General features: G+C 73.6%; 12 protein-coding genes. 5 read left to right on the plus strand and 7 right to left on the minus strand.

Annotation, left to right across the window (positions count from 1 at the left end; translation table 11 throughout):
• Positions 1–247: 247 nt before the first annotated feature.
• The 5 genes from ACZ3KP_RS00955 to ACZ3KP_RS00975 form a co-directional block, all read right to left on the minus strand.
• Positions 248–484 (minus strand): DUF6213 family protein, encoded by a 237-nt coding sequence (locus ACZ3KP_RS00955; RefSeq protein WP_132887885.1) that lies wholly within the window; start codon positions 482–484, stop codon positions 248–250.
• A 25-nt stretch (positions 485–509) separates the two neighbouring features.
• Positions 510–1,895, minus strand: a complete 1,386-nt coding sequence (locus ACZ3KP_RS00960; protein ID WP_467495271.1) for an NADP-dependent succinic semialdehyde dehydrogenase — start codon at positions 1,893–1,895, stop codon at positions 510–512.
• Positions 1,896–1,970: 75 nt separating this feature from the next.
• On the minus strand, positions 1,971–2,438 hold the full coding sequence (locus ACZ3KP_RS00965) for an NUDIX hydrolase (protein WP_358979788.1): 468 nt from the start codon (positions 2,436–2,438) through the stop codon (positions 1,971–1,973).
• Positions 2,435–3,973, minus strand: a complete 1,539-nt coding sequence (locus ACZ3KP_RS00970; RefSeq protein WP_467495273.1) for an ATP-dependent DNA ligase — start codon at positions 3,971–3,973, stop codon at positions 2,435–2,437. Before ACZ3KP_RS00970 ends, ACZ3KP_RS00965 begins: the two co-directional genes overlap by 4 nt.
• Before the next feature lie 59 nt (positions 3,974–4,032).
• On the minus strand, positions 4,033–5,601 hold the full coding sequence (locus ACZ3KP_RS00975) for a N,N-dimethylformamidase beta subunit family domain-containing protein (protein ID WP_467495275.1): 1,569 nt from the start codon (positions 5,599–5,601) through the stop codon (positions 4,033–4,035).
• Positions 5,602–5,787: 186 nt separating this feature from the next.
• Between ACZ3KP_RS00975 and ACZ3KP_RS00980 the strand changes: the two genes are divergently transcribed.
• The 5 genes from ACZ3KP_RS00980 to ACZ3KP_RS01000 all read left to right on the plus strand — a co-directional run bounded on the left by ACZ3KP_RS00980 (position 5,788) and on the right by ACZ3KP_RS01000 (position 9,990).
• Positions 5,788–6,357: a helix-turn-helix domain-containing protein gene (locus ACZ3KP_RS00980; RefSeq protein WP_467495277.1), complete on the plus strand. Its 570-nt coding sequence runs from the start codon at positions 5,788–5,790 to the stop codon at positions 6,355–6,357.
• Between the two features lie 87 nt (positions 6,358–6,444).
• Positions 6,445–7,413 (plus strand): NADPH:quinone oxidoreductase family protein, encoded by a 969-nt coding sequence (locus ACZ3KP_RS00985; protein WP_467495279.1) that lies wholly within the window; start codon positions 6,445–6,447, stop codon positions 7,411–7,413.
• Positions 7,410–8,591, plus strand: coding sequence for an acyl-CoA dehydrogenase family protein (locus tag ACZ3KP_RS00990; RefSeq protein WP_467495281.1), 1,182 nt, complete (start codon positions 7,410–7,412; stop codon positions 8,589–8,591). The genes ACZ3KP_RS00985 and ACZ3KP_RS00990 overlap by 4 nt, the downstream gene beginning before the upstream one ends.
• Positions 8,588–9,670 carry an acyl-CoA dehydrogenase family protein gene (locus tag ACZ3KP_RS00995; RefSeq protein WP_467495282.1) on the plus strand — a complete coding sequence of 361 codons (1,083 nt, stop codon included), beginning with the start codon at positions 8,588–8,590 and terminating at the stop codon, positions 9,668–9,670. Before ACZ3KP_RS00990 ends, ACZ3KP_RS00995 begins: the two co-directional genes overlap by 4 nt.
• 125 nt (positions 9,671–9,795) lie before the next feature.
• On the plus strand, positions 9,796–9,990 hold the full coding sequence (locus ACZ3KP_RS01000; RefSeq protein ID WP_132887893.1) for a hypothetical protein: 195 nt from the start codon (positions 9,796–9,798) through the stop codon (positions 9,988–9,990).
• Positions 9,991–10,022: 32 nt separating this feature from the next.
• Here the strand turns inward: ACZ3KP_RS01000 and ACZ3KP_RS01005 are convergent, their stop codons facing one another.
• Positions 10,023–11,195 (minus strand): phosphodiester glycosidase family protein, encoded by a 1,173-nt coding sequence (locus ACZ3KP_RS01005; RefSeq protein ID WP_467495285.1) that lies wholly within the window; start codon positions 11,193–11,195, stop codon positions 10,023–10,025.
• Positions 11,196–11,338: 143 nt separating this feature from the next.
• On the minus strand, positions 11,339–11,704 hold the full coding sequence (locus tag ACZ3KP_RS01010) for a DUF779 domain-containing protein (RefSeq protein ID WP_467495287.1): 366 nt from the start codon (positions 11,702–11,704) through the stop codon (positions 11,339–11,341).
• Between the last annotated feature and the right edge of the window lie 89 nt (positions 11,705–11,793).

An 11,793-nucleotide genomic window follows, 5' to 3' on the forward strand; every position in this document is an offset into this window, starting at 1 on the left:
CCGGTTGGAAGGTGGTTCACCTCAGGAGGTGGTCCCCTCACGATCACCCGAGAGGGCGACGATCTCGCGTCGGACTACTCCGAACCGGTGACCCCGTGTCAGGGTCGAATCACCGCAGAGATACCCCCGAGGAGCAGGACACGCCGTCCGGCCCGGCCGCGGAAAGGCCGAATAAGACCAGGTCAGGGCAGTCGCGGTAGCGTCGCGCGCTGCCGGACCGCCCCCGCTTCGCCGCGAACCCGCCGGACTACCCCCCCTGCCCACTGCTGTGGGCGATGCAGGCCACGTCGATCCGGTCGGCCAGCTTCGCGAGCTCGATGGTCAGAGCGGCCACCGTGTCCTCGTCCAGCCCGCCTTCGTCGGCCTCGACAAGACGCAGCCACCGCGCCCCCAACGTCCGCAACAACTTACTCACGTCGGCCGCGGCCACCTGCAAGGTACCGCGGTCGTCGACGATCAGAGGCAGGGTCACTTCGCGGTTCACACCCGGGATCGTAACCGCGCGACCGTCACGCACCCTGCCAAACGGTGGTGATGTTGCAGAACTCCCGGATTCCGTGCCCGGACAGCTCACGGCCGTATCCGGACCGCTTCACACCCCCGAAGGGGAACGCGGGGTGGGAGGCGGTCATGCCGTTGACGAACACACCGCCCGCCTCCAGGTCCCGCACGAACCGGTCCACTTCGGCCTCGTCACGCGTCCATACGTTCGAACTCAGTCCGAAGGGGGAGTCGTTGGCGATGAGGACCGCCTCGTCCAGGTCCCCGGCCCGGTACAGCGTGGCCACCGGACCGAACGCCTCCTCGCGGTGGATCCGCATGTCCCGGTGGATCCCGGCGAGCACGGTCGGCGGGTAGAACCAGCCGGGCCCCTCCGGCCGCTCCCCGCCGCACAGCACCTCGGCGCCCGACCGCTTCGCGTCCTCGACGAGTTCCTCCAGGTCCGCGCGCCCCTGCTCGCTGGCGAGCGGGCCGACGTCCGTCCCCTCGTCCATGGGGTCGCCGACCGTCAGCGCCCGCATGCCGGCCACGAACCTCTCGACGAACGCGTCGTACACGTCCGTGTGGACGATGAACCGCTTCGCGGCGATGCACGACTGCCCGTTGTTCTGCACCCGCGCGGTCACCGCGACGCTCGCGGCCCGGTCGACGTCGGCGGACGGCATCACCACGAAGGGGTCGCTGCCGCCCAGTTCCAGCACCGTCTTCTTGATCATCTCCCCGGCGGTGGCCGCCACCGCCCGGCCCGCGGGCTCACTGCCCGTGAGCGTCGCCGCCTTCACCCGGTCGTCGCGCAGGATGTCGTCGACCGCGCCGGAACCGATCAGCAGGGTCTGGAAGCAGCCCTCGGTGAAGCCCGCCCGGTGGAACAGGTCCTCCAGGTACAGCGCGGTCCCCGGGACGTTGGACGCGTGCTTGAGCAGGCCCACGTTGCCCGCCATCAGCGCCGGCGCCGCGAACCGGACCACCTGCCAGAGCGGGAAGTTCCACGGCATCACGGCCAGCACCGGCCCGAGCGGGCGGTAGCGCACCCGCACCCGGGACGCGCCCGACTCCTTCACGTCCGTCTCGGCCGGCTCCTCGTCGGCCAGCAGCTCCTCCGCGTGGTCCGCGTACCAGCGCATCGCCTTCGCGCACTTCGCGGCCTCCGCGCGGGCCTGCTTCAGCGGCTTGCCCATCTCGGTGGTCATGGTGCGGGCGATGTCGTCCTGGTCCGCGTCCAGCAGCTCGGCGGCCCGGTGCAGCAGCCGGGCGCGCTCGGCGAAGCTGCTCGTGCGGTACGTACGGAACGTCGCCTCGGCGAGTTCGAGCCGGCGTTCGAGCTCGTCCTCGTCCATGGGCTCGAACGTTTCGAGCGTCTCGCCGTTCGCCGGGTTGACCGTGGCGATGGGCATGGCTGACCTCCCTGGGAGCGGGCTTGCTACGACCTTCCCGCGCGGTCCGGGCGACCGCAACGCGTAGGCCCCTGTTCAGCCCGAGTGCTCCGCCAGCCGGTCGAGAAACGCGGCCTGGGCGGGAATGATCACCTCGCGGGCGCGGTCCGGGGCGAACCAGGCCACCCGGTCCAGCTCCGGGAACTCCTGGATCCGGCCCGAGCGGGGCGGCCACTCCATCGTGAAGGTCCCGGGGACGATCGTCGCCGGGTCCAGGTCCGCCTCGACCGCCCACGCCGTGACGATCTTGCCGTTGGCCTGCCGGACCTCGCCCAGGGCGATCGCCTCGCCGTCCGGCGGCGCCAGGCCCAGCTCCTCCCGGAACTCGCGCCGGGCCGCCTCCCAGGCCGGTTCACCGGGTTCGTACTCGCCCTTGGGGACGCCCCACGCCCCCGCTTCCTTCTTCGCGTAGTACGGGCCGCCCATGTGCCCGAGCAGCACCTCGACGCCCTCACCCGTGCGCCTGAACAACAGCAGTCCCGCGCTCCGCTTCGGCTCCGTCAACGCCGTACCTCCGGATGGGCGGCCAACAGGGCCTCCACCGTATCGGCCTCCTGAGGCCGCTTGTCCTCGCGATAGCGCACGACCCGCGCGAACCGCAGGGTGACGCCGGCCGGGTAGCGGGTGGACCGCTGCAGGCCGTCGTAGGCGATCTCGACCACGAGTTCGGGGCGTACGGTCACCACCCGGCCGTCGTCCGAGACCTCCAGCTCCTTCAGCCGGGCGGTCTGCCACTCGAGCATCGCGTCGGTCATGCCCTTGAAGGTCTTGCCGAGCATGGCCAGGGTGCCGTCCCGGTTGAGCGCGCCCAGGTGGAGGTTGGAGAGCCTGCCGGTGCGCCGGCCGTGGCCCCATTCCGCGGCCAGGACGACCAGGTCGAGCGTGTGCACCGGCTTGACCTTCAGCCAGGCGGCGCCCCGGCGGCCCGCGCTGTACGGGGCGTCCAGGGCCTTGACGACCACCCCTTCGTGGCCGCGGTCGAGGGTGGCGGTGAGGAACTCCTCGGCGGCCGTCGTCTCCTGCTCCCCGGCCACCAGTGCCCGGCGCACCCGCATCGGCTCGGGGACGAGGCGGGCCAGCTCCGCGTGGCGTTCGGCGAAGGGGAGGTCCAGCAGGTCGTGGTCGCCGACCCGGAGCGCGTCGAAGAAGACGGGCGACACCGGGACCTCGCGCGCCACCTTCGCCACGTCCGTGCGGGAACCGACCCGGCCCGCCGTCTCCTGGAACGAGCGCGGCCGGCCGGCCGCGTCGAAGGAGATCACCTCCCCGTCCAGGACGAACCGGTCGCCCGCCAGCTCCCTTGCCGCGCCGGTGACTTCGGGCAGCCGGTCGGTGATGTCGTCCAGTGTGCGGGTGAAGACGCGCACCGTGTCCCCGTCGCGGTGGACCTGGACCCGGATGCCGTCCAGCTTCTCCTCGACCGCGCAGCCGCCCAGCTTCCGCACCGCCTCGCCGACCGAGGCGGCGGTGTGGGCCAGCATCGGATGGACCGGGCGGCCCACGGTGAGCCGGAACCGGGCGAGGGCCGGCGGACCGTCGGCGAGCAGCGCCTCGGCCACCGCCTGGAGCGACCCGGCGAGCATCACCGCGCGCCGCACGTCGGCCGCGTCCGCGCCGGTCGCCTGGGCCAGTCCCTCGACGGCGACCGCGTCCAGGGCGCCCTGCCGGACCTCCCCGGTGATCAGGCCGAGCAGGAACCGCTGCTCGTCCGCGGTCGCCGCGCCCATCAACGCGCCCACGATCCGGACCCGTTCGGCCTGCGAACCGGCTCCGGAGACCTTGCCGAGCTCGCTCAGCCGGGCATCGGCCTCGCGGACCGTGAGGGTCGGTTCGGCGGCGGGCTCGACGGGCCGGCTCAGCACCTTCCAGCCGACGCCGAGGCGGCCCTGCGGGAGCCGCCCGGCCAGATAGGGGATGACGACCGGTACGTCGTCGGGGGCCGTCTCCCGGAAGAGCTCGGCGAGCAGGGCGGTCTTGCGGGACCGGGCCGCGGTGGCGGCCACCTCCCGGGACACTTCGGCGAGCCGGGTCAGCAGCATGCAGCCATAGTGCTCCGGATACGGCCCGTCGACACCCCGTGCCGGTGCCGGTGCCGGGGTCATGCCGGGGCGGTCGCGTACACCTGCCGGGTGTTGGGGCGCGGCGCCGGTCGGTGGCGGGCCGCCGGGCCCTCGGCGAAGGCGCGCAGCAGGTTCTCCGTGGTGCGGGTGACGAAGACACGGGTGGCCGCGTCCATGCCGTGGTGCCGGGCGCCGTCGGCGGTGGCCGCCATCAGCGCCTCCACCCAGCGCATGGTGCCGGACGCGAAGACCCCGGCACCGCCGGCCACGGTGTAGTACGCCGAGTCGCTGTGGCTGCTCCGCCCGGTGCACACCAGCGGGGAGTGGGCCGTGATCTCCAGCGGACCCGGGGCGGTCGTACCGGGCGGGACCCGGTCGTACTCGACGCCCACCAGATGACCGAAGCCCTGGCCGGCGCGGACTGCGGTGCCCTCGTACAGCCAGTGGTCCGGCGCCGTGACGACGTAGGGGGCGTCCACCGGGTAGCCCTCGTAGAGCACTCCGGTGAGGGAGGACTCCGGGTCGGCACCCGGAGCGGCGCGGAAGTCGGTGGTGACCAGGGCGGGGCGCGCGGGGAAACAGGGGTCGGCGGTGTACGAGGACTTGTAGCAGACGACGGTACGGCCGGGACCGGTGTCCGAGGCCTCCAGCCGGATCCGGCGGAAGCAGGTGTTCGCGCCGAGGAAGGCGATGTTGGTGCCCGCGTCCCGGGCGGCCGTGACATGGCGGCGCTGCTCGGGCGTCCAGTACTCGTCGTGGCCCAGGCAGACGACGGCGGCGGCCCCGGCCAGCACGCCCGGGTCGGCGTGCACGTCCGTCCCGGTGGTGTAGGCGAGGGGTATGCCCAGGCGTTCGGCCAGCACGACCGCGGCCCACTCGTACACCAGGAACTTCTCCGCGCCGCTCAGGTCGTAGGGCCGGTCGAAGGTGACGGCCAGCGAGCGGCCCGCGTAACCGCCGTCGGCACCGGCGTAGAGGCTGAGCCCGCCCCACCTGTTGTACGCCTGCCAGGTCGCCGGGGCGTGCAGCAGGACGGTACGGCCGGCGCCGTGCGTGGAGCGGACGATCAGCGGCACGTACTGCTGGTGGCCGCTCTCGGCCTCCAGGCGCAGCAGGTAGGCCCCCTCCGGCCAGCCGGTGGTGTCCACGGTGAGCGTGCGCGGCCAGCCGGCGCGCACGGTGCGGGTGGCGGCGAGGATGCCGGGGGCCGGCTGGGCGCGGCCCGGGATGCGGGGCGAGTGCCAGACCCGCCGGGCCCGCTTCCCGCCGTACCAGCCGACCCGCAGCGCCGAGATCCGGAACGCGGCGGCCGTGGTCGACACGGACAGGCCGAACGGTTCGCCCGGCGTCACGCTCACCCGGTCGGTGTAGCCGGCGATCGCGTCGGGCGCGCCGAGGGACCCGATGCGCCAGTCGGCGGTCCCCGGACGCTCGCGCTCCGCCTCGGGCAGCCGGGCGTCCGGCGCGGCGGGCGGGCGGGCCGGGGCGGCCCGCTCGCAGGCGGCCGCCGTCCCCAGTCCGACGCCCGCGCACAGACCGAGGAACCGCCTGCGGGCGGTTCCGGAGCCGGGCACCGGGGGTGCCCCCCGCCGTTCTCGACCGTCCACGCCGTCTCCTCGGCCCCCGCTCGTCGGCACGGTCCGGGAAGCCCCGGGACCGGTTCTCCGGCGCGGTTCCGGTCGCCCTGGCGGGTGGCCGGGTGCGCTCCGGCGACCGTAACCCCGGTGGGCCGGCCGCGCACGGCGCGCCGCTGCGGGATTGACAAACCGCTTTGCCGAAACTGCAATGCCCGCATGACCACCGACGACGTTCTCGCGGGCGTGGGGCCACGCCTGCGCCGGCTCCGCAAGGAGCGTGAGGTGACCCTGGCCGCCCTGGCCGAGACCACCGGCATCTCGGTCAGCACCCTCTCCCGGCTGGAGTCCGGGCTGCGCAGGCCCAGCCTGGAGCTGCTGCTGCCGATCGCGCAGGCCCACCAGGTGCCTCTGGACGAACTGGTCGGCGCCCCGCCGGTCGGCGACCCCCGGGTGCGGGCGAGGCCGATGGAGCGGCACGGCCGCACCTTCTATCCGCTGACCCGGCAGCCGGGCGGCCTCCAGGCCTTCAAGGTGGTCGAACCGGAACGCAACCTCGAACCCGACCCGCGCAGCCACGAGGGCTACGAGTGGCTCTACGTGCTGGCGGGGAGGCTGCGGCTGGTGCTCGGCGAGCACGACGTCGTCCTCGGGGCGGGCGAGGCGGCGGAGTTCGACACCCGGGTGCCGCACTGGTTCGGGTCGACGGGGGAGGGGCCGGTGGAGTTCCTCAGCCTCTTCGGACCGCAGGGGGAGCGGATGCACGTCCGGGCGCGCCCCAAGAGGTGAGGCTGTTGCCCAGGACACTGTTCCCCCGGTGGCAAGCGACCGCTTAGTATGCGGTGGACCCGACGAAGCAGTCCCTGGAGGCACCGCATGCAGGCATGGCAAGTGCACGAGAACGGTGAACCGAGCGAGGTGATGCGGCTCCAGGAGGTGGAGCGGCCCACCCCCGGCGACGGCCAGGTCCTGCTGAAGGTGCGCGCCGCCAACGTCAACTTCCCGGACGTGCTGATGTGCCGGGGCCACTACCAGGTGCGCCCGCCGCTGCCGTTCACCCCCGGTGTGGAGATCTGCGGGGAGACCGAGGACGGACGCCGGGTGATCGCCAACCCCGCGCTGCCGTACGGCGGTTTCGCCGAGTACGCGGTCGCGGACGCCGCCGCCCTGCTGCCCGCGCCGGACGCGCTGGACGACGCCGAGACCGCCGCGCTGCACATCGGCTACCAGACGGGCTGGTTCGCCCTGCACCGCCGGGCGGCGCTCCAGGCCGGCGAGACGCTCCTCGTGCACGCCGCCGCGGGCGGGGTCGGCAGCGCGGCCGTGCAGCTCGGCAAGGCCGCCGGGGCGACGGTCATCGGTGTCGTCGGCGGCGCCGACAAGGCGGCCGTGGCCCGCGAACTGGGCTGTGACGCCGTGATCGACCGGCGTTCCGAGGACGTCGTCGCCGCCGTGAAGGAGGCCACCGGCGGCCGGGGCGCCGACGTGGTCTTCGACCCGGTCGGCGGCGAGGCCTACGCCCAGTCCGCCAAGGTCGTCGCCTTCGAGGGACGGATCGTGGTCGTCGGCTTCGCGAGCGGCACCATCCCCAGCCCGGCGCTCAACCACGCCCTGGTGAAGAACTACTCGATCCTCGGCCTGCACTGGGGCCTCTACGCCACCAAGAACCCCAAGCTGATCGCGCACTGCCACGAGCAGCTCACCCAGCTGGCCGCGACCGGCGCCATCAAGCCGCTGGTCAGCGAGCGGGTACCGCTGACCGAGGCCGCGGCGGCCGTGCAGCGGGTCGGCGACGGAGTCACCACCGGCCGGGTCGCCGTCGTACCGAAGGGAGCCGCGGCATGACCGACGCCGCCGAACTGAAGCGCCGCACAGCCGAGTTGCTGGCCGTCCACCCGCCCGCCTCGACGGACAGGCTCGACTTCCTCAGGGCCCGCTTCGACGCGGGACTCGCCTGGGTGCACTTCCCGGAGGGGCTCGGGGGTCTCGGGGCTCCGCGCTCCCTCCAGGCCGTCGTGGACGCCGAGCTGCAAGCCGCCGGCGCCCCCGACAACGACCCCCGGCGCAACGGCATCGGCCTCGGCATGGCCGCGCCGACCATCCTCAAGTACGGCACCCAGGAGCAGAAGCAGCGCTTCCTGCGGCCGCTGTGGACCGGCGAGGAGGTCTGGTGCCAGCTCTTCAGCGAGCCGGGCGCCGGTTCCGACCTCGCCGCGCTCGGCACCCGGGCCGTGCGCGAGGGTGACGCGTGGGTGGTCAACGGCCAGAAGGTGTGGACCTCGGGCGCGCACAACTCCCGGTGGGCCATCCTCATCGCCCGCACCGACCCGAACGTGCCCAAGCACGCGGGCATCACCTACTTCGTCTGCGACATGACCGACCCCGGCGTGGACGTGCGCCCGCTGCGCCAGATCACCGGCGAGGCCGAGTTCAACGAGGTCTTCCTGACCGACGTCCGCATCCCCGACGCCCACCGTCTCGGTGAGGTCGGCGACGGCTGGCGGGTCGCCCAGACCACGCTGAACAACGAGCGCGTCGCCATCGGCGGCATGCGGCTGCCCCGCGAGGGCGGCATGATCGGCCCGGTCGCGAGGACCTGGCGCGAACGCCCCGAGCTGCGCACCCACGACCTGCACCAGCGGCTGCTGAAGCTGTGGGTCGAGTCCGAGGTCGCCCGGCTCACCGCCGAACGCCTGCGGCAGCAGCTCGTCGCCGGCCAGCCCGGCCCCGAGGGCGCCGGCATGAAGCTCGCCTTCGCCCGCCTCAACCAGGAGATCAGCGGCCTGGAGGTGGAACTGCGCGGCGCGGAAGGCCTGTTGTACGACGACTGGACCATGCGCCGGCCCGAACTGGTCGACTGCACCGGCCGTGACGCCGGCTACCGCTACCTCCGCGCCAAGGGCAACAGCATCGAGGGCGGGACCAGCGAGGTCCTGCTGAACATCGTCGCCGAGCGCGTCCTGGGCCTGCCCGCGGAGCCGCGCACCGACAAGGACGTCGCATGGAAGGACCTGGCCCGATGAGCACACAGCCCGACCTGCTGTACTCGGAGGAGGAAGAGGCGCTGCGTTCCGCCGTGCGGGACCTGCTCACCGACCACTGTGACGCCCCCGGCGTCATCGCCCGCACCGAGTCGGACGCCCCGCACGACCTGGCGGCCTGGAAGGCGCTGGCCGACGGCATGGGCCTGGCCGGTCTGCTGGTGCCGGAGGAGCTGGGCGGCCAGGGCGCCTCGCACCGGGAAGCCGCCGTCGTCCTGGAGGAGCTGGGGCGGGCGGTGGCGCCCGTGCCGTACCTGACCAGTGCCGTGGTGGCGACCGAGGCACTGCTGGCCTGCGGGGACGCGGAGCTGCTGGGGCGACTCGCGTCCGGGCGGACGATCGGGGCGCTGGCCGTCGGTCTGCACGTGGCGCCAGGCGCCGCGTTCGACGCCGCACGGGTCGAGGACGGGCTGCTGCACGGCGAGCTGACCGGGATCGCGGACGCGCTCGCCGCGGACGTGCTGCTGGTGCCGGGGGACGACGGCGGCCTGTACGCGGTCGAGGCGGCGGCGGTGACCGTCACCCCGCAGCCGGCCCTCGACCTCACCCGGCCGCCGGCCACGGTCACGCTCGACGGGGCCGCGGGGCGTCGCCTGGGTGACGCGGAACCGGCCGTACGGCGTGCGCTGCGGGCCGGGGCCGGGCTGCTGGCCTCGGAGCAGTTCGGGGTCGCCGAGTGGGCGCTGACGGAGACCGTCCGCTACCTGAAGGAACGCAAGCAGTTCAACCGGCCGGTGGGCGGGTTCCAGGCGCTCAAGCACCGGTTGGCACAGCTGTGGCTGGAGGTCGTCAACCTGCGCGCCGCCGCGCGGGGCGCCGCCGACGCGCTGGCCTCCGGTGAAGACACGGATGTCCTGGTGGCCGTCGCCCAGGCGTACGCGGGGCCGGTCGCCGTGCGCGCGGCCGAGGAGGCGTTGCAGCTGCACGCGGGGATCGGAATGACCTGGGAGCATCCGATCCATCTGTACCTGAAGCGGGCCAAGGCGGATTCGATCGCCTTCGGGACGGCGGGGGCGCATCGGGAGACGCTTGCCGGGCTCGTCGATCTCCAGGCGCCGTGACGCGGCGGCCGTCACACCGGTAACACCACTCGAACGGGGGACGTGTCAGCTGCGCGGGCCGACCCTCCGCTACGCCACACTTGCGGCCGAACGCCCCGGACAGGGCGTGGCGGAGGAGGTTCGCGATGGCCGTTTCCATCTCTGTGGTGCTGCTGCTCCTGTTCGTGGCCGTGCTCTTCATGCGCCAGGGCGGGCTGAAGATCTCGCACGCCCTGGTCTGCATGGTGCTCGGCTTCTTCCTGGCCAGTACCAGCATGGCGCCCACCATCAGCACCGGGCTCACCGCGACCGCCGACCTGGTCAGCAGCCTGCGGCCGTGAGCCGACGGCCCCCGCCGTCGGCCCACCACCGGTCAGGGTTTCCAGAACACCCCGATGCCGTTCGCCACGGCGCGTTCCGGGCTGTCGGTCGGGTGGTTGAGCACGCGCACCGTCTTCGCCCCCGCCGTCCTGGCCACCATGGTCGTGGAGCCGCCGCCGTCCAGGCTGAACGCGTCGGTCGCGCCCAACGCCCGCATCTCCGAGGCGACTTCCGCGATCGTCATGCCCTTGCGGTAGGCGGTCGCGCCGTCGAGAGCGAGCAGGAGGAGCCTGCGTCCGCCGCTCGCGTATCCCACCGCCGTACGCACGGCCGAGACGTTGTCGTCCAGACCGGGCAGCGGCTCGCCGGCGCGCAGCACCGGGTAGCCGCCCACCGCGAAGCGGTAGGGGGTCCTGGCGCCGGACGCCAGCAGCCGCCCGCGGACCGTGACCGGTTCCCCCCGGACGAGCCGACGCAGCCGGTCCGCGCCCGCCTCCCGGCCCAGCAGGACGGTCGTCCCCGCCGCGATCGGGCCGCTGCCCGGGGCCCGGGAGGTGCCGACCACCTTGCCGTCGCGGACCCGGACCTCGAAGGTGTCCCTGCTGCACCCGGCCGCCCGGTCGGTGTCCGAACCGCAGGTGGCGCGTCTGCGGGAGACCGACCCCCAGGCGGCGGTGTAGACGCCCACGCTGCCCTGCGCCAGCGCGTACTGGTTGAGCCCGCGCAGCGGGAGGCTCCCGGCGGGGGTGCGTACCGTGCCGGTGAACACCAGCCGGTCGAGCCGGGCCCGGCGGTCCACGCCCACGCCGAAGACGTCGGTGGTGGCGGTGCCCGGCGGCAGCGACGGACCGAACCGCTGGGCCGTGGGCACCGCGGCCTTGAGCACCCTGCCGTGGGCGATCGCCGGGCCGACGCTCGCCCCGGTCGCCTCGACGCCCGGATGCTGGGTCTCGGTGATGTCGAAGAAGTCGCCGTTCACGCCCGCGACGGCACCGGCCGCGTCGGCCATGGCGGACACCCGCGCACGGGCGGCCACCGCGCCCGGGGTGAGCAGGTCCACCCGGACGTGCGGGTCGGTCAGGTCGACGGTCAGCACGTGGGCCCGGACCGTGCCCCGGACCGCCGGGACGTCGAACTGCCGGTAGGTGATCCCGGACGGGATCCGGCCGGCCCCCGGCACGGCGCCGGCCGGTGCCGCTCCCGTGAGGGCCGCACCGGCCAGCACGCCGGACGTGGTGAGAATCGTGAACAGAGTTCGGGTCGTCGCTGCCGGTCGTCTCCGACGATGCGTCACCGCACCCCCTGATGTCTCGTCAAGTTCCACAGGACACAGGGAAGTGCAGCAGACGCGGGTGACCTACGAGGCCGCTAGCCGTCGACTACGCGAGAACGGGTGAGAAAACGCACCCCCTCGGGCGCCTCCAGCGAGAATCCGCTACCGCGTCCGGGGACCACGTCCACGATCAGGCGGGTGTGGCTCCACGCCTCGTACTGGCTGCGGGACATCCAGAAGGTGACCGGCTCCGCGACGCCGTCCACCGCGAGTTCGGCCAGCAGCACGTCCGAGCCGCCGGTGCGGAACTCGCCGTCCGGGTAGCACATGGGCGCGCTGCCGTCGCAGCAGCCGCCCGACTGGTGGAACATCAGCGGACCGTGTGCGGCGTGCAGTCGGCGCACCAGATCGGCGGCCTGCGCGGTGAGCTCCACACGCGGCGGAGCTGTCGTCTCGTCCATGGTCACCGTCCTGGCGGCAGGGGTGTCGGATCCCCTCAGTCTCACGCTTCGCCATCCGGCCGTCCAGCGGCGGTCGTCGGTCCGCGCCG

Source organism: Streptomyces sp. NPDC020958 (assembly GCF_055562175.1).